The organism is Halostagnicola larsenii XH-48, assembly GCF_000517625.1.
Taxonomy (GTDB): domain Archaea; phylum Halobacteriota; class Halobacteria; order Halobacteriales; family Natrialbaceae; genus Halostagnicola; species Halostagnicola larsenii.
On the sequence record NZ_CP007055.1, the window covers coordinates 1,357,870 to 1,374,102 of the forward strand.

Below are 16,233 nucleotides of genomic sequence, written 5' to 3' on the forward strand. Positions count from 1 at the left end.
GAGGTCTGAGGATGGCACTGGCCTGTGATTTGACGAACTCCTGGCCGTCAGAAGCGCGCGAAAAGAGCCTCATGGACCGGGTTCTGGCGGCGAAGCTCAAATCGAGACTGTACAACGAGGAAGCAAAACGGTTTGAAACCTGACCAATCATGTCGAGTGAAGCACACGAGTTAGTCGTCCAGATGCGCCCAGAGGGTATCGAGGAGACCGAATCCGACCTCGAGAGCGTCGGCGACGAGTTCGAGACGACGTCCGAGAGCGTCGGCACCTCTGCAGAGGAAATGCAGGGGTTCAGCGAACAGTGGCAGGGAGCGATGACCGCCGTGACCGCCGGCCTCGCAGTCGCAGCGACGGGACTCTTGAGTCAGGTGCCGGTCATCGGCGAATCGATGAGCGGGCTGTTCGCCATCCTCGAGGGCGTTGCCTTCCAGATGGACGGCGTTCTCCGGCCGGTGTTGAGCCCGCTGACGACGAAGTTTTACGAGTGGTCTGCGGCTATCTTCGAAGCCGACGGCGCCGTGGGGACGTTGATCGGCGTGCTGGGGACGATCGTCGCCGTCCTCGGGACTGTCGGCGCAGCCGTCGCGGCTGCCGGCGCGTACATGGGCGGGCTTGCGGGAGCGCAAACGGCCTTAGTCACAGCCGGGAAGGCGGTTATCTCCGCAGTCACGGCGGTTGTCGGGGCGGTCGGCGCGGTCCCGGTCGCGATCGCAGCCGTTATCGCTGCCCTCGCACTGCTCACGGCGGCGTTCATCACCGACTGGAACGGCATCCGAACGAAGACCGTCGACGCGATCAAGGGGATCCTCACGTGGCTCAGGAATCTCGCCGGTGACGGTGCGTCACTCGCCGGCGACTTCGTCGACGCAGTCTGGAAGGGGCTGACCGGTCTCAGTGGGGACATCAAAACGTGGACCGGGAACACGGCGGATAAGTTCACCGGGCTCGTTAACGACGCGGCGGGCTGGGGGTCGGACCTCATCGATGAGTTCGTTTCCGGTATCCGAGACGCGATGCCAGAACTCGACGGCGCCGTCGACGATGTGAAGTCGAAGATATCCGACTCCATCAGCTTCGATATTCGAGCCAACGATCGGATGGCCGAGCGCTGGGGTTCGGACCTGATGCAGCACTTTGGCACCGGGATGGAGATGGGTGCGAAGACGGTCCCAGGGACGGAAGAGGCCCTCGGTGGCGGCGGTGGTGAATCGCCGTCGTTCGGAGCCTCGAGGTCACAAGACGTCGCCGTCTATCTCGATTCCCGCCGCGTTGATCGCGGCCTCGCGAGGCATCGCGATGACGAAACGAACCGACGGGGGCGTTTCGGCTAATGGCCGTCGCGATCGCGACGCTCGAGCGCGATGGCACCACGCTCGAACTCCCGCTGCTCGCCGAGGGCGGTGGGGCACCGCTCGTCGGCCAGGATATCGGGAAACCCGAGTCGGGGCCATCCAACAAGGGGTCTATCAACCCCCGATGGCAGGACCAGTGGTCTCGATCAGAGGGCTATACGCTGTCAGTCCGATACACGGAGAGTGACGCCTACAGCCGGGCGATTGAACTCGCAGATCTGCTCAAATCTCACAGCGATGGCGAGGACCTCCTCCTGAATATCGACTACCCGAATACGATGACGACATCCGCGTCGCCCCAGCTGCAGAGCAAGACACTGCGGTGACGATCGCCTACGATGTCGGCCAGACGAACTTCGTCGATTGCGAGGTCTCGCTCACTCGAGTGAACACAACGCACGGAAGCGGATCGCAGGTCGCAGAGACACCGACCGCGACCGGAAACGGCCCGATAACGCTCTCGTATGGTTCCCAGAGCGTCGAGTTCCGAGACGATATCGTGGTCGACCGGTCAGTCGGGCGGCCGAATTCGGTCGTTCGACGGACGACATTCGACTTTCCGAACTATGAGGACAAGATCAAGGCGGCGTACGATGGCTTCGAGATCGGCGTTGAGTTCACCGATAACGCAGTTTCGAGAGCTACTACGCTCAAGAGCATGGTAGGGCAGAAACTCGGTCGCACATCTCTCACGCTGGATTTCAACGGGATCTACGGACTCGGTGCGTTCGACGTCGTCCCGGAAGGGTCCCAGGCGCTGCGGACGGTCCGGGCCAGTGCAGAGCAGGGCGTCATCGTCGTCCCGACGCTCAAACTCAGGCGGGTGATGGCCGATGGCTGAGTGGCGTGTGATCGTCAACGAGGAGACTGTCGAGTCGGAGGTCTTCGACGTCGAAATCGTTGACACGGCCAACCCGTTCGGCAACTACGCGATCGCCTACATGGACGACGTCGACGGCGAGAAGTTCGAGGAGGTTCCTCGAGGGACGCGTCTCGACTTCGAGTATCGGGAGTTCGATCCGAATCCGCCGGAGTCGCTCGTCATCGAAGACGGTGAAACCGTGACCGTCGAGTCCGGCGAGACCGAAACCTATGCTAACGTCGTCAACGCCGGGACGCTCCACAACGAAGGGACGATACGGACCGTCGGTGAGAACGAGTACACTCGCCGGTTCACGGGCTACGTCGTCGAGCGTCGCGAGGCCGATCGGAACGGGGCGGACGTGCTCGAGGTCGAGTGTTACAGCTTCGACCAGTTCCTCCGACGGGGCGTCGTCGAGTCAGATCTGAGCGGCCAGAGCATCTTCGAGGCCCTCGAGGAGATGATCACCGAGTACACCCCGATTCAATTCGTCCCCGAGAACGTCACCGTCGGCGATGAGCAGCAACTCACGCGATCGTTCCGTGGCGAGCGAGTCGAGACGGTCTTAAACGAACTCGGTGGGAAATCCGAAAACGAAGAGTTCGGCGTCAACGCAGATCTCGAGTTCTACTTCCGGCCACGGGAAGCAGAGGCCGCGCCACGCGATATCGACAACACGCAGTGGCTCGAGTACGACATCCCCGAGGAAGGCAAGGAATCGCTCAACGAGGTGACGGTCTTCTTCAACGGCGGCGACGAGTCAGTTACTGTCGATCGAGGCGACGACAAGCTCGACCTCCAGGAGAGTCTGGGGACGAACGACCCGCTCCGCGAGCCCGAAGAGGTGACTCGCGAGGAGATCACGAACATCGACGATGCGCGGGACGTCGCCCAGAACATCCTCGACGAGCGTCAGCCGACGATCACGGGGACGGTGACGACCTACGGCCTCTACGAAGCCGAGCCGGGCCAGGTCATCAATATCGAAATCAAGCCCCGTGGGATTGATGGTGACTTCCGGATCGCAGAGGTGCAGTATCTCTGGGGCAGTGACGAGACCATCCTGACGATCGTCGAGAAGCGCGGCAACCAGGACGACATGCTGGTGCGGATGAGCGATACGGTCAAACGCGTCGAGATGCGCGAGGCCGATCGGGGACTCGGTCCGCAACCAGATCACCAGCACGAACGTTGGAGCGGTGATCACTCCTTCGGGGACTGTCGGTGGCGTTGCGTTCGACCAGGTTCGGTTCACGAACGTCGGTCGCGACCAGGCCCGCGATGTCTGGGGTGGGGCTGATCCAGTCGCAATCAGCGAGATCGCCGTCGGCGACGCCGCCGAGGGGCTGAGTCGGAACAACACCGAGCTCGGCAACGAACTCGAGCGCGTGTCAGTCTCGGAGTCGTTCCCCGACCTGACGAGTGCCGACTACAGTGCGTCGGTCACAGAGACGGCCATCCGCGAAATCGGGCTCTTCAACGCGGACGGTGATATGATATCGCGGGCGACGATCCCAGAGAGTGAGTTCTCCAGCCCCGTCGACGTCGAATACACACTCACAGTCGAGAACGACGACAGCACCTCGAAGGGCGTCCTGACGGATGCCGGTCAAGAGGCTGTTAGAGACGCGTTGGTGGCTAACGATCCGAACCTTCCCACGCAGTACGCGTATGGCTCGGACGTCACGGACCCAACGACCGGCGATACGGCGCTCGGCGATGAGGTGATCGTCCTCCAGTTAGACGAGCTGCTCATCGGGAGCTCCGGAGACGAGCCGTTCAGTTCGTTCGTCGATCCCGAACCCACCGATCCCGTCGTTGCCGAGGCGGACGAAGTTCGAGACGTCCAATCGAATTTCATCGAAAGCCGTAGGCCTGTTCTCCAAGAAAGTACTGCATCGTCGGACCTAAACAGTGATTACGTCGGTGGTTCTGCATACGCGTTCCAGGAGGAGGGCGACTACGTGATCTACGAGCCGTTTGAACTCGAGTACCTCCTCGAGGCGGACAACATCGGGATCGGTGCGCGGTTTAACACGGACTACGCCGGGTCTGATGGGAACAACCCGACGGTTGAGTTAGCGCTCATCGAACACGACACCGAAACCGAAGTCGGCCGAGCGACCATCTACGAGGGAAGCAGTGGGTTGAGTCTCTTCTGGAGAGGATTCGGTGACGACGATTTCTTCAGTGACCTCTCTGGGGACAGCGCCGACGCCTGGACTGACGGGGATATCGAGCCCGGGACGTATCACTTCCGCCTCGAGGCTACGTCGAATCCGTCAGGCAACGGCGAGGAGACGATCGTCGATATCTTCAGTTTCTTCGATACGAGATACGACTACTATTTCGATAGCGAGGTGAACGAGTTCGGAGATCTCGACGGCCCCGAACTCTACCCCGACCAGGCCCCCGTCGAGTTCACGACGTCCACGCGGCGGGACGTCACCGAGGCCGTGCTCGAGACGGAGTGGAACGACACCTCAAACGAGCAGTTCATCGGGCTTCGGAACACCGATGCAGAGAGTTTCATCACGGCTTCGAACACCGACACGCTCTCTGCAAACTTCCCCAGCTCGGAGCGGGGCGTGACAGTCCAGTACGGGTTCAGTCGCTATCCGCAGGACTCGGACCCGCAGGAAGGCACGCCACGGTACGGTCATAAGGCCCAAGCAGTCACCCGGCATGATCTGACCGCGAACGTGGCCGCGATCACGCCCGATGGGATCGGCATGGCGAACCTTCGGGCGATCATCCAACCCGACGAGATCGTCGGCGAGACGCTTCGCGAGGCCGGGCAGTTAGCCGATGACGGCACGTTGCTCTCCCGGTCGGTCTTCGCCGAATTCGAGGTCGAGGAACAACAGCGGGTGATCTCGAGCGAGTCGATTACGTGGTCGAATCCGTGACAGGTCCACCAATAATCAGTCTTCGCCGACGAGTGAGTAAGTCCGCCCTCCTCTGTCGCCGTTCGATTCTATCAGGTCATAGTGGGTCATCTTCGAGAGGTAGTTCCGGAGCGTGCGCCGAGTATTCGGATCGTCGACGATCTCCTCGTACGCGTCGTATAATTCCCCAGGTTCGACCTCGCCGCGCTCCTCGATGACGTCGTAGAGGATGCGCTGGTGCTCGGTCAAATCATCGATGATCTGCTGGCGCAACTTATTCCGTGTCTCTGGCTCTGCGGTCTCGACGATCTCGTCGGTGATTTGCTCCTCGCCTTCGCGAGCGGCGATCCGGGCAGCCGTATGGAGGATTCCGATACCCACGCGGGCGTCCCCCGATGCGGTGTGGGCGATCGACTGAATCTGGTCGTCATCGATTACTTGCGGTTCTAACCCCTGCCGGGCTCGCTCGGAGAGGATCTCGACGAGTTCGTCAGTTCCGTAGCGATCGAAGTAGACGCGAGTCCCAGCTCGCAGTCTCGAGCGAACGCGGTCGTCGAACCCGGCGAACATCTCTTCCTCGCGATTGGCGATCAACACCAGGTGGACGTGTGGCAAGCGATGGAGGTCGTACAGCGTTTCCGATTCTTCGTGCTGGTCGATCTCGTCGAGGACCGCGACGATCGGCTCGTCGTCGGCCTCCCGAAGGAGTTTGAACAGCTGATCTTTCGGCGTCGATCGATGGACATCGATGGCCTGGTCGATCTCCTCGAGGAGCCGGTAGTGTACGCGAAAGCGGGTGAACTCCTGCCAACAGTTGATGTACGCGGTCTGAACATCGGGGCGCTGGTTGGTGAGCTCGTCCAGGACGTACTTCGCGGTGCACGTTTTCCCGGCTCCAGTCGGCCCCAACAGGAACGCCGTCTCTGGGCGATCGTCGTCGAGAACCGGCTCGAGGGTCGCCGAGAGGTGATTTAGTTCATCGTTCCGGTGTTCGATCTCGCTCGGGACGAAGTCCTCGTGTAGGACGCGGTGGTCGACGATCATACTCGAGACATTCAGGTTCCGTGAGATAAACGTCTCCAGGCCGTTTCCGATAGTTCCGATTTCCGATATGGGTTAGTCGTTGAGGACGTCCACCGCTTCCGCGGGGGAGACGTTATGCTCGAGCAGGCGATCAGCTGCGAGCTGCCACGCGTAGTTCGCGAGCTCGGGATCGGCGTCTTCGAACTGGACCGAGAAATGTGTCAATGCGATTGCAATCAGGAGGTCATCGTCACGGTGTGCTGCGGACATCGTGGGGTCTGGCCGCGGCATCGGACTTAAACCCTTGCAGAGCACACTTTTAGTGCTCTTAGGGCCTGTATTTCAGTATGGCTATTCACGGGATGCTTGTTCGCGATGATTTGAAATGGATCCGTTTTATCCGCGATGAAACGGATTCGATGGTCCGTGTTTTGCTTCATGAGAAGTTGTATGATCGTCTTAGGCCTGTCTGTGAGTATTATAATAAAATAGAGCCAGGTGTGAGTGTTTCTGCACCGCCATATATCAAAGAATGTTTAGATTGGCTGTTTGATTTGACTTTGGAGTTAGATATTTTTGAATGGACAGTTTCTATTGCACTCGTTCCGTTATTCTTCGAGCGGATTACAAGCAGCATTAGCCTTGGAAAGTTCACTTACAAAGCCATCGGAAAATCGGGTTCATTCAAGTCGGGCGGGTGTCCTTCTGGTGGCGGAACCAAAATACTCGAATTACCTGTCGAGGGCTAACCGATGGCGTTTTGGAATTATCGGAAGCGCCCCAGAGACGGCTTTATGCACGTAGTCAGGACCACCAGGTATGCGCGCACACGAACGCGAACGCCTGGTTCTCAAACACGAGCTCTCGAAGTACTATCTTCGAGTCCGTGATCACGACGTCTCGAGTATCGTCCGGCGACTGCAGAAAGGGTTCGTTGACGGTGAGTTTCTGGCGCTTCGAAATCGCGGCTTCGAGGCGATCGTCTTCCAGAGTTCGTACCATGGGTTCGGGAAGATCATCTCGTACCAGGTGCGGAATTCGGGTCACACTGCCTGGGACGAAGTCCTTTGCAAGACTGACGATCCGACGGAGTGGCTCGAACACCATCGCGACGATCTCGAGTGGATCCACTACGAATGGCGAGAGGAGTGATTATGTATCCCACTCAAAATACGACTAAACCACTCCTCTAAATCGTATCTAAATTGCTATACCGACCACAATGCGAGCTGTTAGAGTGCGTAAAGATTTAATAGGACTCTATATCATACTCAAACTCGTACCACATGTCACACATCGTGGCGTGCTGGGAAAATCGCCAAGAGCGTTAGCCGCTCAGGCGTTGGTCATCGGGCAGTTCGCCATACCATATGACCATCGCAAGCGACCATGCGACCAACGCGAGGAGAATGGCGCTAGACTCGCCATTCACCCCGACAATTGCGAGGCCGATTCCGCCGCGTGCGAAGGTCGTGTGAAGATGCCCCTTAATGGCATCACGACAAGTCGGTTTTTTCGCGTGAACCCGTCAAACGCGGTCACGAATTCACGTGACAAAAGTTCGGTATTCATGCATTCCTCATAAAGGGTGGTAATGCAGGCTATTTATATGATAAGTATATTGTTGTATGGTACATGGGCGAGGAATTAAGGTAGAGCATCGACAGGTGGAACAGGTCAGGAGGTAGGAAAGCACACACCTCAATTGGGGTCGTACACCTCCTTGCCCTCGGTGAGGATGTGAATAGGCCCGTATGAACGTGATCGATCCGGAGGCGATTCCCCGGTCGAACCGACGGAGTCGCCGAACGGACGGTGCTTCCAAAAGCCGTAGCCGACGCCGTCAGACCGGAAGACCTCGGCCGCCTTCTTTGCGGTCTCGTGGATGTCCGAGAGGTCGTCGTCGGGGCTCATGACGAAACAGGCCGAAAGCTGCTGGAGTTCGTCGCCGGCGTTCATCAGCGTCGGGGAGTTCGGCATAAAAGAGGGCGATTCCATCCCCTCGGTGAACGTCTCGGCGACGTCTTCGACGTGTTCGCGGATTTCCGTGGGGAGTTCCGGAACGACGGTGTCGTAGGCGAACTTATTGATCTACTTCCCTGTGAGGTTGCTTTAGACCTCGTCGATGACGTTCCTATTGTAGAAAGCGATTACTCATCGTCGTCCACCCATGCCCATTTCGTCGACAGCGTCGATGATTCCTTCACGGAGTTCCTGCAGTGCATCCGAGACATCGTCGTCGAGTAACGACACCCGGCGGGCATCGTCAACGTCCTCTACGACCGCGGTCTCAGTGACCTTGTGTCGGCCTTTGCAGCACCCGCAGTAGTTGTAGCCGTAGGACTTCCCCTGACCCTTACAGGCAGGGCATGTCCGCCGTACCGTGATTTTCTTCTTACTCATCGCGATCATCCTTGCAGACGATGTCCTGCAGCTCTTCGTACAGTCCTTCGTGATGCTCCTCGAGGACTTCGACGTCATCCTCGAGCGCATCCATTTTCGTCCTGATACGGCTCACGACGCGGTAGCGGTAGTTATCCGACACGTCCGCGTCACCGGAGAGAATCTCGCGCTCGCGCTCGGTGAGAAGACCCCGGTATTGATCATCAGCCATCGTTGGCTGTTGGTTCTTCGTCGCCATACATTACTGTATTCAGTCGCCACTACCAAATAGTTACTGGATGCAGTACCGTGACTGCAAGCAGTAACCTTTATGTGACTGCATATAGTAAGTACTGATAGAGACACAGGGTGGTCGGGAAAACGATTCTCGGCCGGGTGTTAGAGCACCCGACCTGTGTCCTATCCAGGACAATGAGTATTCAAACGCAGACCCACGAAAGCGTATCGGAAATTGCATCGGAAACGGAAACCTCAGACCTTCAGCTAAGTGCTGTCGCTGGCGAGCATACATCGATGACCGATGAGCTCCCAGATTTCGACGTCTTCCACGCTGCACGACAGTTCGCGACCGACGCCCTCGAGACCGCGGTCGCGGAGGAGATCTAGATGAGCATCACCGCTGCGGACGTTCGCGGCCAGGACGCCGACCCACGCCGGGAAGACCAGTACCGTGCGGAGGCGCTCGAGATCGAACGCGCAAAGGCGACGACTGCACCGGAAGTCCGGTGTGATGGCGGCGAGTCAGATCACGCCGAGTTGCGCGAGTGTGAGACGCGAGACGACGACAACGCCCACGCCAAAGGAAACCTGGAGCAAAAGAAGATCGCCGAAGCCGAGCTCGATCGGGAGCCGATCGACATCGGTGATCACGTCCAGGACCGCGACGATCCCGACTCGACGATGGTCGTCGTCGGACTGCCGTTGGAACCCGCGAACGAGGTGACCGCTCGCGGAGACAAGACGGTCGCCGACTTCAACACGGACTACCCCGCGGACGACGACGTCGTCGAGGTCGTCTTCCCGGATCGGACCGACGTCGAGATCGAGCCGCTCACGCAGTATGGCTACCCACGGTCTCGGATCGAGATCGTTGCGCACGTCCACGACCGCGACGGCGACGATGGAGGTGCGGAGTGATGTCTGGCGCTGCCGAAACCGAGGACACCGCTGCCGGCGAACTCGAGAGCGAAACCGCCGACGGGACTGCGTTGCCGCGGTCGTTCCTTGTCGAAGGATCGGGCCCGGTCACCGTCGTTCGCGAACACGATGACGTCACCGAGCGCACCGATGGGGAGATATCGATTTCTCGACGACTCGAGACGCTCGAAGCGTTCGCGATGTTCTGGTACTTCCGGGACCTCAAGAACTGGAAGCGCAACGCGATTCGGGAGGTGCTCGCGGATCGCGAGGACTGCACTACCCGCTACGCGATCAGCGACGAACAACTCGAACAGTGGGATGTTCAGGTTGACGGGCGAGCGGAGGCGTTCATCGGCGTCGCTGAGACGATCGTCGATGGTGAGGTTTCCGGGGGGATCGATGGACCGGACCGACGATTCCTCGGCTACGTCGAGAACCCCCACCGGGAAGGATGTCGACGAGTTGGTGCTCGAGTTCGCGAAGGATCTCAAGCAGTCTGAACTCTGGGGTCCAGGTGCACGGCTCGCCGAGCTCGTTGTTCGACATGCCGACCGAGAGGATCTGGATGGCTATGTCGCAGCGCTGCTCGACGAGGTCGACGAGTGATGTCCGTCGCCAAGTCCGTCCAAGACGTCGACGAACGCGATCGCCGTGCTGCCAGCGAGGCGATGGTCGTCGTCCCCAACGGACCGGGGCTCTACGAGGTCCACTCCGGCGAGACGAACACGTACGTCGTCGACATCGTTGGCGGCGCGTGCGAGTGCGCCGACTCGAGATATCGGGACGCTCACTGCAAGCACGCGCGGCGGGTCGAAATGGCGATCGGCGAGCGAGAGATCCCCGCTGGCGTGCGCGTTGATCCGACGCTGCGGCTCCGTCGCGGAGGGAACTGATGGTCACACCGCGCGGGCGGTTCGATATCCGGTGGGATCCCGAGGGGCGATCGCCGCGGAAACTCTCGTTCCGTCCTACCGACATGGGCCACTGGCGGCGTGTCGAGCTGGTCTGGAACGGCTGCCAATGGCGAGAAGTCGGCTGGGATCGCGTGGAAAACGTCAAGCATATCGGCGACGGGCGGCGTGACGTCGACGGCCGGGCCGTAAGCAAACAGAAGACGCTCTTTTTCGAGCTCTCAATTAGGTTCTCGAGGGAATCAGTCAGCCGTCACCATCGCTGGTGTCTTCGGATTTCCCTCTTCGTCCTCCAGTTCATCAAGCGCAAGATCCCGAAGCCAGCCTGATACTCCAGAATAACCGTCTTCTGCAGCCTTCACACGAATCTGTTTCCGTTCCTCTTCAGTCACGTACGTCGTTAGCTGCTTGTCCCGCTCGCTCATACTTCTGCCATTCTACCACAGTAACATAAGAATGTAGCATTCGGAAGTGCTACACTACATTAGCACGAGACGGTAATATTATGGTGGTGCAGAAGTAATGCAGTAGCATGGCGCGACCGTCGTTCACGATGCCTGATGAAATGTTGGAGGACCTCGAGGGGCGCGCCGGCGAGGACGGGAACAAAAGCAGATATGTTCGCGAAGCTCTCGTCGCGCGATTCGAGGCCGAAGACAGTGGAGAGTGGGAAGCTCCCGAATCGTACACTGTCGAGACGAACGCGCTGTAGCGAATCGACTCACCAATCAACTGCGATCCGGGGCGTTCCAGCGCCCCGAATAAATTCAGAACCTCATGCACGCAAACGCCCCGCGGGGGCCTTACTATGGTCTCCATACGCGGCCGAAACAGTCAGCTAATCCTGACTATCGCATTTTCGGAACCATTGCGGAGACGCCAAGAGACGCCTCGAAGACGCTTCTCTCGGCGGTAATAGGCACTTACCAGTGCTATCGGAAAGGCGGAATCGACGCTCATGCACTTATGGGGAAGCTAGATGAACAGTGCAATCGACCACGTGCGAACCCCACCGGGAACGCCCAATCTATCCAGGATACGGCGTCCCCGGCAGTTCGCAGGTCACGGACTAACCACGCAGTCACGCAACCAATGACCACTAACCACGCAGTCACACAAGACGGTACCGAATCGGATACCACCACTACCACCACCAGCGACTACCTCGGGGGCGTACTCGAGCGCGCCGAGCTCCGGACTGGCGTCGTTTTCCACGGAGGGGCAGCATGACGGCCACCGGCGAGTTTCCCGACGACCGGGACGATCGCGATCGAGTCGACCTCAATAAGGCGGGTGCGGTCGAGTCCATCGTCGAGACCTTCGCGGCGATCGCCGAGCGAGCCCGCCTCGAGGACGACGACATCGACCAAGACTCCGCGGAACTCCGGCGGATCAAGACGGCCCGTCGCTTCGACGCCGCCGAGAAACAAAGCCACTACGCCGAGCCGCTCGAAGGTACCCCGACCGCCGGTTGCTACGGATACCTCGTTGGGGATCCAGACGGAGAGGAGTGGCTCTCGACGAACTACGTCGTCTACACGAGTGATCGGCGATGACCGACTGTACGACTTGCGGGAATCGGGATTACCTCTGCCAGGAGTGCAAACACGAGGCTCTCGAGGCCCGCCACGGAACGCCCGCGGACAACTTTGATACCGACGAGGGGATCCACTGCTGGGTCCAGGCGCTCGACGAAACGTGGTGCGCGTCGATGTACCTCGAGGGAAGCCGGCACGTCGGCGCGTGTGGAACGATCCACGAGACGCCGGTCGAAGGCGTCCGATACGATCCGCGCCGGCTCGAGTCCGAAGACGTCTGTCCGGACTGTCTTGAGGCGCTCGAGGATGATGACGAAGTCTCGCTTCCCGACGGTGGTCGGTTCGAGCGGGCGACGGAGCTCCGAGCCGACGGCGGCCTCGAGGAGATCACCCGCCGAGAGACGATCGTCGCGACCGACGACGGCATCGCGATCGGAGAGGACGCGGCCCCGGAGGTTGGTCGCGATGACTGAGGGAGTCAGCCGTCCGAAGTGGGTAGCCAAATCCCACGGTGGCCGGTGCGAATGTGGAAGCACCGATGACGTCATCCAGTGGGAGAACATCGAGACCGGCGAGGTGGAGGGCGTCTGTATCAACTGTAACGACGCAGCCGCGGCAGCGAGGAGGTCAGCATGACCGGGAACTCCTCGAAAGGTATGGAGCGCGAGAACCTCCCTCCACAGTGTCAGTTGTGCCAGCTACTCGACTACCGAGGCGACTTCATCAACGAACCCGAGGGAATGGTCGAAGTTGCACGTGACGACGGTGGGTCGAAGATCGTCCACTGCTGTGAGCGGTGCGCTGAGGAACTGTTCGATGATCCAGAGTTCACCGCTTACGAGTGCTGCGAGGTCTGTGCCGAACCTCTCGAGGGGGAGACGGACCATGGTCCCGACTGGAGAGGCACACGTCGAATGTGCGGAGGCCGATCCGATGTCAGGAGCGTGGTTCCGATGAGTGAACCCGCAGCTGGACTTCGCCGCCTCGCCGACGTCGTCGACACCCTCCAGGACGCTCCGCTCGAAGTCGACAGCGCTCAACTTCTCGAGGTCGACGAGAACAAACTCCGCGGTCAGCTCACCGTCACTGTTCGCGACGGCGATCTCGATACAGTCGCCGGCGACGAACTGGACAACCAACCCGACACCGACCAGGAAGAGATCGCCGTCGACGGCGAGCCGGAAGACACCGACGAAGCCGAGGAGACGGTAGACCTCCTGGACCACACCAAGACCGAGGACCTCGAGCTCGCCTACGACGAGGCAGACGGCAATATCAGTCAGGCCTCCGAGCGATTCGAAGTCGGATATGCTGCGGTGTACCGACGGATGAAAGATCACGGGGTCCACGAAACCGATAGTGAAAACGGCAGCTCCACCGAGGACGACACCGAGTCAGAACCAGAGTCAGAGGCACCAGTCGACCTCGAGGAGGATGCCGCGGACGACGCGCCGGCGGGCACCGGCGACGATGTCCAGGAAACCACTGACGAGATCACCGTCGACGCCGTCGACGGAGAGACAGACGAGCCAGACATCGCGCTCCCCGACGGGGTAACCGAGGCCGACGTCCAGGCTGCGGTCAACCAGCACGACGGGCTTGGTGACGTTGCCGCCGATCTCGGCGTGAGCCGGGGACGCGCGCGTACTATCACAGTCTCGCTGGGACTCTACGGTGACGTCCAGGATATTCGCCGAGGTGGTCGGTGATGGCGGACCCATGGCGATACCGGTGCCCCAAAGGCCACTCCAACATCGAGCGCCACACCGCCGAAAACGCGCACCGCTGTAACTCGTGTCACGTCGTCTACGCGGGCGCGCCGGTCGACGCAAAAGAAGTCGACGGCTTCCCAGTCGAACGGGAGATCATCCGCGAGAAGAAAGAGATCGGCCCTAAAACGGTGCTCGAGTCGCTGCTCGAGATCGCCGATGACCCAGTCCGGAACTGGATCCAAACGCGAGAGATCGCGGCGGACGTCGGCGCGGACCCTCGGCAGATCGGGCAGATACTATCGCACCTCGAGGACGACGGCCGCGTCGAACGACTCCCAGACAAGACCCACCCGTGCTGGTCGGTCGCTGGCGATGCACGCGCCACCGCGGATCCGCGGACGATCGGCCTGCTCGTCCTAGTGATCGGCCTGGTGGCGACGATCGTCGCCGGCGGGGTGACCGCCATATGAGCGCGGTGTCCCTGTCTCCTGACCCGGCCAGTGAACGCCGCCGAGCTGCGGAGATGTCGATCGGCGAGGTCAGCGACCACATCACGACCGACACCTGGCCCGCTCGGGTCGGAACCGACGTCGATCTTCGCGACGCCTGGAAGGACGCTAAGCCAGTCCACTATCCGAGCGCGTCGAACGCGTGCGTGGCGAGACTCTACGAGATGGAGGTCATACTCCTCGCCCGTCAGGGAGCGCTCGTGACCTGCATCCCGCTGTGGCATCGGGCGGAGCAAGAACAGCAGTACGTCCGATCACAGGTGAGCCACGATGAATAGTTCGTATAGCGATCAGTGGTTTACGCGTCGGCGTGCGAGCACTCACAATTCCGCGTCGATGAAAATCTGCTTGAGAAACGCTTTCCGATCTCGCTCATCTTCGGGGAGTTCGACGCTGTGCGAGTCGGCGACCTCCTCGAGGAGCAAGCCGAGCTCGGTGAGTTCGCAGATCCGATCGGACCGGCTGTCGCCATACTCGAGTGTTTCCTCAATCCTCTCAGCAAGCTCATCGCGCATCGAGACGCCGAATTTCTCGGTCATACCCGGTGACAGTGCACGGTGCAACATAAACAGGAGTGATCTTGTGTGAGTACCGATCAAAACCCAGAGACTGAGCAAGAGAATCCACTCGCAAACCGAGGGTCGTCCGACCACGGGTTGGGTCGATGTGCTGGTTGCGGATCGCTGATTGCAGATACGAAGGGCGAGCGGATCCCGGTTAGAGGGGCCAACGTCCTTCGGATCTGTGACGCCTGTTGCAGTTTCACCGCCCGATACCTCACCCTCGGACACCTCCAAGGCGAGGAAAAGAGAAGGGCGTTCGAATTGCTGAAAAAGGACCTACAGGCAGGTGATGGAGATGCTGAGTGAGGAAGGAAAGATCCTACCCCGAAGGACGAAAGCGCGCCTACTGGTCGGGAAATTCCTCATAACGATGGGGTACAAGATCTGGCCCGAGGAGTTCTTCGAGAGCGTTCAACGCGAGGAACTCGTACAAATGTCCGAGAGGATCGACGGTGTTGAGTGTTCAGTAAATGCAGATGCGGGACTATCGCCTTGCCCACACTGCGGACGCTCTGACAAAGTGAGGGAAGAGCCAGAGGCCGGTTACTGGATATGTAAGCGGTGCGGAGAGCCAGGATCAGGCCCAGGAGACGACATCAACTGGTGGCGGAACGATCCCGATTCGCAGTGGTATGTAGGGCCGGACGCACAGGACGCACAGCACGCCGACCAACCCAACGGAGGAGATAACTGATGACATTCATCGACGTCGACGACACAACGCTACTGGCCGCTCACGAGAAGCTCGACACGGACTCCCTCGAGGAGACCGTCGAACTGGCACTCGGCCTCACAGCCGACCTCAATAACGCTGCAGAGATGGTTGAATACACCGACGAAGCGGAGAAACAAGAGGTGCCAGCATGACTGTCATAACTCAGAGACAAACGGGACAGAACCCCCCGAAATCACCCCTGTGCACGGTGCACCAGAAAATCGGCGAAAACACCGATATAGTGCACGGTGCACAAGGAAACCGCAAGACAGCATACGATTTCCGACACTCCGAAGAACGGGATAGGCTTCGAGATAAGATTACCAATCTTCGAGTTTTAGGATCTCAGCGGCCGTTTATCGGAACTTTCGGAAGTGCACCTCTTTCCGTGCATGGTGCACAATTACTATCCAGTTCTAAACATAACGATTCTATAGCGGCAGTCGCGAATACCACTATCATAATCTCGATAGGATTTCCCAACAGTACCCAAAAACGTGCCCGTGCACGGTGCACGGATAAATCGCCAGAAACGCCTAATTTGTGCACGGTGCACAGCAAAACCACAGGACGGCGTCCGATTTCCGGGGTACTGCAAAACGGGACAGACTTCGAGA

The 16,233-nt window shown here is 59.6% G+C and carries 27 protein-coding genes and 1 pseudogene; 21 read left to right on the top strand and 7 right to left on the bottom strand.

Translation table 11 applies throughout. The features are described from left to right. The first annotated feature begins 11 nt into the window (after positions 1–11). Genes HALLA_RS21605 through HALLA_RS06935 form a run of 6 tightly spaced genes read left to right on the top strand, consistent with a single transcriptional unit; the run spans position 12 to position 5,123 of the window. Positions 12–143, top strand: coding sequence for a hypothetical protein (locus HALLA_RS21605; protein ID WP_277921477.1), 132 nt, complete (start codon positions 12–14; stop codon positions 141–143). Positions 144–149: 6 nt separating this feature from the next. Next, positions 150–1,331: a hypothetical protein gene (locus tag HALLA_RS06915; protein WP_049952655.1), complete on the top strand. Its 1,182-nt coding sequence runs from the start codon at positions 150–152 to the stop codon at positions 1,329–1,331. Next, entirely contained in the window at positions 1,331–1,678 is a 348-nt protein-coding gene (locus HALLA_RS06920) for a hypothetical protein (RefSeq protein ID WP_049952685.1), read from the top strand. The genes HALLA_RS06915 and HALLA_RS06920 overlap by 1 nt, the downstream gene beginning before the upstream one ends. Next, positions 1,675–2,193 carry a hypothetical protein gene (locus tag HALLA_RS06925; RefSeq protein ID WP_049952686.1) on the top strand — a complete coding sequence of 173 codons (519 nt, stop codon included), beginning with the start codon at positions 1,675–1,677 and terminating at the stop codon, positions 2,191–2,193. Before HALLA_RS06920 ends, HALLA_RS06925 begins: the two co-directional genes overlap by 4 nt. Further along, the gene (locus HALLA_RS06930; protein ID WP_049952687.1) at positions 2,186–3,514 is read left to right on the top strand and encodes a hypothetical protein; all 1,329 of its coding nucleotides are present in this window, start codon (positions 2,186–2,188) and stop codon (positions 3,512–3,514) included. The genes HALLA_RS06925 and HALLA_RS06930 overlap by 8 nt, the downstream gene beginning before the upstream one ends. Next, positions 3,414–5,123, top strand: a complete 1,710-nt coding sequence (locus HALLA_RS06935) for a hypothetical protein (RefSeq protein WP_049952688.1) — start codon at positions 3,414–3,416, stop codon at positions 5,121–5,123. Before HALLA_RS06930 ends, HALLA_RS06935 begins: the two co-directional genes overlap by 101 nt. Positions 5,124–5,138: 15 nt before the next feature. On the opposite strand, the gene HALLA_RS06940 is transcribed toward HALLA_RS06935, so the two are convergent. Further along, positions 5,139–6,146, bottom strand: coding sequence for a Cdc6/Cdc18 family protein (locus tag HALLA_RS06940; RefSeq protein ID WP_049952658.1), 1,008 nt, complete (start codon positions 6,144–6,146; stop codon positions 5,139–5,141). A 72-nt stretch (positions 6,147–6,218) separates the two neighbouring features. After that, the gene (locus HALLA_RS21015; protein ID WP_169732120.1) at positions 6,219–6,395 is read right to left on the bottom strand and encodes a hypothetical protein; all 177 of its coding nucleotides are present in this window, start codon (positions 6,393–6,395) and stop codon (positions 6,219–6,221) included. A gap of 77 nt (positions 6,396–6,472) precedes the next feature. On the opposite strand from HALLA_RS21015, the gene HALLA_RS20555 reads away from it, so the two are divergent. Continuing rightward, a complete protein-coding gene (locus HALLA_RS20555; RefSeq protein WP_157231338.1) occupies positions 6,473–6,874 on the top strand; it encodes a hypothetical protein in 402 nt (133 codons plus the stop codon). Positions 6,875–6,944: 70 nt separating this feature from the next. Beyond that, the gene (locus tag HALLA_RS06945) at positions 6,945–7,277 is read left to right on the top strand and encodes a hypothetical protein (RefSeq protein WP_049952660.1); all 333 of its coding nucleotides are present in this window, start codon (positions 6,945–6,947) and stop codon (positions 7,275–7,277) included. 559 nt (positions 7,278–7,836) lie between these two features. Here HALLA_RS06945 and HALLA_RS19930 read toward each other — a convergent pair. The 3 genes and pseudogenes from HALLA_RS19930 to HALLA_RS06960 all read right to left on the bottom strand — a co-directional run. Continuing rightward, a pseudogene (locus HALLA_RS19930) lies at positions 7,837–8,216 on the bottom strand (adenosylcobalamin-dependent ribonucleoside-diphosphate reductase); the annotation flags it as partial. A 63-nt stretch (positions 8,217–8,279) separates the two neighbouring features. Further along, complete coding sequence (locus HALLA_RS21020) at positions 8,280–8,528, bottom strand: hypothetical protein (RefSeq protein WP_169732089.1); 249 nt, start codon at positions 8,526–8,528, stop codon at positions 8,280–8,282. Beyond that, the gene (locus tag HALLA_RS06960; protein WP_049954024.1) at positions 8,521–8,739 is read right to left on the bottom strand and encodes a hypothetical protein; all 219 of its coding nucleotides are present in this window, start codon (positions 8,737–8,739) and stop codon (positions 8,521–8,523) included. Before HALLA_RS06960 ends, HALLA_RS21020 begins: the two co-directional genes overlap by 8 nt. Positions 8,740–9,134: 395 nt before the next feature. Between HALLA_RS06960 and HALLA_RS06970 the strand changes: the two genes are divergently transcribed. The 3 genes from HALLA_RS06970 (at position 9,135) to HALLA_RS06980 (ending at position 10,561) form a co-directional block, all read left to right on the top strand. Continuing rightward, positions 9,135–9,665, top strand: a complete 531-nt coding sequence (locus HALLA_RS06970) for a hypothetical protein (RefSeq protein WP_049952666.1) — start codon at positions 9,135–9,137, stop codon at positions 9,663–9,665. Continuing rightward, the gene (locus HALLA_RS06975; RefSeq protein ID WP_242406198.1) at positions 9,665–10,168 is read left to right on the top strand and encodes a hypothetical protein; all 504 of its coding nucleotides are present in this window, start codon (positions 9,665–9,667) and stop codon (positions 10,166–10,168) included. The genes HALLA_RS06970 and HALLA_RS06975 overlap by 1 nt, the downstream gene beginning before the upstream one ends. Before the next feature lie 105 nt (positions 10,169–10,273). After that, positions 10,274–10,561, top strand: coding sequence for a hypothetical protein (locus HALLA_RS06980; protein WP_049952668.1), 288 nt, complete (start codon positions 10,274–10,276; stop codon positions 10,559–10,561). A 260-nt stretch (positions 10,562–10,821) separates the two neighbouring features. Here the strand turns inward: HALLA_RS06980 and HALLA_RS19935 are convergent, their stop codons facing one another. Beyond that, complete coding sequence (locus HALLA_RS19935; RefSeq protein WP_084568945.1) at positions 10,822–11,004, bottom strand: plasmid mobilization protein; 183 nt, start codon at positions 11,002–11,004, stop codon at positions 10,822–10,824. A gap of 107 nt (positions 11,005–11,111) precedes the next feature. Here HALLA_RS19935 and HALLA_RS21025 point away from each other — a divergent pair, with 107 nt between their 5' ends. From HALLA_RS21025 to HALLA_RS07025, 7 genes are all read left to right on the top strand, one after another. Then, on the top strand, positions 11,112–11,291 hold the full coding sequence (locus HALLA_RS21025; protein ID WP_049952671.1) for a hypothetical protein: 180 nt from the start codon (positions 11,112–11,114) through the stop codon (positions 11,289–11,291). Positions 11,292–11,671: 380 nt separating this feature from the next. After that, a complete protein-coding gene (locus HALLA_RS20560) occupies positions 11,672–11,809 on the top strand; it encodes a hypothetical protein (RefSeq protein ID WP_157231339.1) in 138 nt (45 codons plus the stop codon). Further along, positions 11,806–12,135, top strand: coding sequence for a hypothetical protein (locus HALLA_RS07000; protein WP_049952673.1), 330 nt, complete (start codon positions 11,806–11,808; stop codon positions 12,133–12,135). The genes HALLA_RS20560 and HALLA_RS07000 overlap by 4 nt, the downstream gene beginning before the upstream one ends. Further along, positions 12,132–12,590 (top strand): hypothetical protein, encoded by a 459-nt coding sequence (locus HALLA_RS07005; RefSeq protein WP_049952675.1) that lies wholly within the window; start codon positions 12,132–12,134, stop codon positions 12,588–12,590. Before HALLA_RS07000 ends, HALLA_RS07005 begins: the two co-directional genes overlap by 4 nt. Before the next feature lie 159 nt (positions 12,591–12,749). Further along, entirely contained in the window at positions 12,750–13,826 is a 1,077-nt protein-coding gene (locus tag HALLA_RS07015) for a hypothetical protein (RefSeq protein ID WP_242406199.1), read from the top strand. Next, on the top strand, positions 13,826–14,299 hold the full coding sequence (locus HALLA_RS07020; RefSeq protein WP_049952678.1) for a hypothetical protein: 474 nt from the start codon (positions 13,826–13,828) through the stop codon (positions 14,297–14,299). The genes HALLA_RS07015 and HALLA_RS07020 overlap by 1 nt, the downstream gene beginning before the upstream one ends. Then, positions 14,296–14,616: a hypothetical protein gene (locus HALLA_RS07025; RefSeq protein ID WP_049952679.1), complete on the top strand. Its 321-nt coding sequence runs from the start codon at positions 14,296–14,298 to the stop codon at positions 14,614–14,616. Before HALLA_RS07020 ends, HALLA_RS07025 begins: the two co-directional genes overlap by 4 nt. 42 nt (positions 14,617–14,658) lie before the next feature. Here HALLA_RS07025 and HALLA_RS07030 read toward each other — a convergent pair whose 3' ends face one another. Continuing rightward, positions 14,659–14,877 (bottom strand): hypothetical protein, encoded by a 219-nt coding sequence (locus tag HALLA_RS07030; RefSeq protein ID WP_049952680.1) that lies wholly within the window; start codon positions 14,875–14,877, stop codon positions 14,659–14,661. A gap of 45 nt (positions 14,878–14,922) precedes the next feature. Here HALLA_RS07030 and HALLA_RS20570 point away from each other — a divergent pair, with 45 nt between their 5' ends. From HALLA_RS20570 to HALLA_RS20575, 3 genes are read left to right on the top strand one after another with little or no spacing between them, the layout of a single operon-like run. After that, positions 14,923–15,207, top strand: coding sequence for a hypothetical protein (locus HALLA_RS20570; protein ID WP_157231342.1), 285 nt, complete (start codon positions 14,923–14,925; stop codon positions 15,205–15,207). Further along, complete coding sequence (locus tag HALLA_RS07035; protein WP_169732122.1) at positions 15,197–15,595, top strand: primase-helicase zinc-binding domain-containing protein; 399 nt, start codon at positions 15,197–15,199, stop codon at positions 15,593–15,595. The genes HALLA_RS20570 and HALLA_RS07035 overlap by 11 nt, the downstream gene beginning before the upstream one ends. Beyond that, positions 15,595–15,768: a hypothetical protein gene (locus HALLA_RS20575; protein WP_157231343.1), complete on the top strand. Its 174-nt coding sequence runs from the start codon at positions 15,595–15,597 to the stop codon at positions 15,766–15,768. The genes HALLA_RS07035 and HALLA_RS20575 overlap by 1 nt, the downstream gene beginning before the upstream one ends. Positions 15,769–16,233: the final 465 nt, after the last annotated feature.

Bases quoted from the DNA above. Each gene is read 5' to 3' on its own strand.
- HALLA_RS21015 (WP_169732120.1), bottom strand. From the start codon at position 6,395: ATGTCCGCAGCACACCGTGACGATGACCTCCTGATTGCAATCGCATTG.
- HALLA_RS21025 (WP_049952671.1), top strand. From the start codon at position 11,112: ATGGCGCGACCGTCGTTCACGATGCCTGATGAAATGTTGGAGGACCTC.
- HALLA_RS07030 (WP_049952680.1), bottom strand. From the start codon at position 14,877: ATGACCGAGAAATTCGGCGTCTCGATGCGCGATGAGCTTGCTGAGAGG.
- HALLA_RS07015 (WP_242406199.1), top strand. From the start codon at position 12,750: ATGACCGGGAACTCCTCGAAAGGTATGGAGCGCGAGAACCTCCCTCCA.
- HALLA_RS07020 (WP_049952678.1), top strand. From the start codon at position 13,826: ATGGCGGACCCATGGCGATACCGGTGCCCCAAAGGCCACTCCAACATC.
- HALLA_RS07005 (WP_049952675.1), top strand. From the start codon at position 12,132: ATGACCGACTGTACGACTTGCGGGAATCGGGATTACCTCTGCCAGGAG.
- HALLA_RS20555 (WP_157231338.1), top strand. From the start codon at position 6,473: ATGGCTATTCACGGGATGCTTGTTCGCGATGATTTGAAATGGATCCGT.
- HALLA_RS06915 (WP_049952655.1), top strand. From the start codon at position 150: ATGTCGAGTGAAGCACACGAGTTAGTCGTCCAGATGCGCCCAGAGGGT.
- HALLA_RS06930 (WP_049952687.1), top strand. From the start codon at position 2,186: ATGGCTGAGTGGCGTGTGATCGTCAACGAGGAGACTGTCGAGTCGGAG.
- HALLA_RS07025 (WP_049952679.1), top strand. From the start codon at position 14,296: ATGAGCGCGGTGTCCCTGTCTCCTGACCCGGCCAGTGAACGCCGCCGA.
- HALLA_RS21605 (WP_277921477.1), top strand. From the start codon at position 12: ATGGCACTGGCCTGTGATTTGACGAACTCCTGGCCGTCAGAAGCGCGC.
- HALLA_RS06920 (WP_049952685.1), top strand. From the start codon at position 1,331: ATGGCCGTCGCGATCGCGACGCTCGAGCGCGATGGCACCACGCTCGAA.
- HALLA_RS06945 (WP_049952660.1), top strand. From the start codon at position 6,945: ATGCGCGCACACGAACGCGAACGCCTGGTTCTCAAACACGAGCTCTCG.
- HALLA_RS06940 (WP_049952658.1), bottom strand. From the start codon at position 6,146: ATGATCGTCGACCACCGCGTCCTACACGAGGACTTCGTCCCGAGCGAG.
- HALLA_RS06980 (WP_049952668.1), top strand. From the start codon at position 10,274: ATGTCCGTCGCCAAGTCCGTCCAAGACGTCGACGAACGCGATCGCCGT.
- HALLA_RS20575 (WP_157231343.1), top strand. From the start codon at position 15,595: ATGACATTCATCGACGTCGACGACACAACGCTACTGGCCGCTCACGAG.
- HALLA_RS06970 (WP_049952666.1), top strand. From the start codon at position 9,135: ATGAGCATCACCGCTGCGGACGTTCGCGGCCAGGACGCCGACCCACGC.
- HALLA_RS07035 (WP_169732122.1), top strand. From the start codon at position 15,197: ATGCTGAGTGAGGAAGGAAAGATCCTACCCCGAAGGACGAAAGCGCGC.
- HALLA_RS21020 (WP_169732089.1), bottom strand. From the start codon at position 8,528: ATGAGTAAGAAGAAAATCACGGTACGGCGGACATGCCCTGCCTGTAAG.
- HALLA_RS19935 (WP_084568945.1), bottom strand. From the start codon at position 11,004: ATGAGCGAGCGGGACAAGCAGCTAACGACGTACGTGACTGAAGAGGAA.
- HALLA_RS07000 (WP_049952673.1), top strand. From the start codon at position 11,806: ATGACGGCCACCGGCGAGTTTCCCGACGACCGGGACGATCGCGATCGA.
- HALLA_RS06960 (WP_049954024.1), bottom strand. From the start codon at position 8,739: ATGGCTGATGATCAATACCGGGGTCTTCTCACCGAGCGCGAGCGCGAG.
- HALLA_RS20560 (WP_157231339.1), top strand. From the start codon at position 11,672: ATGACCACTAACCACGCAGTCACACAAGACGGTACCGAATCGGATACC.
- HALLA_RS06975 (WP_242406198.1), top strand. From the start codon at position 9,665: ATGTCTGGCGCTGCCGAAACCGAGGACACCGCTGCCGGCGAACTCGAG.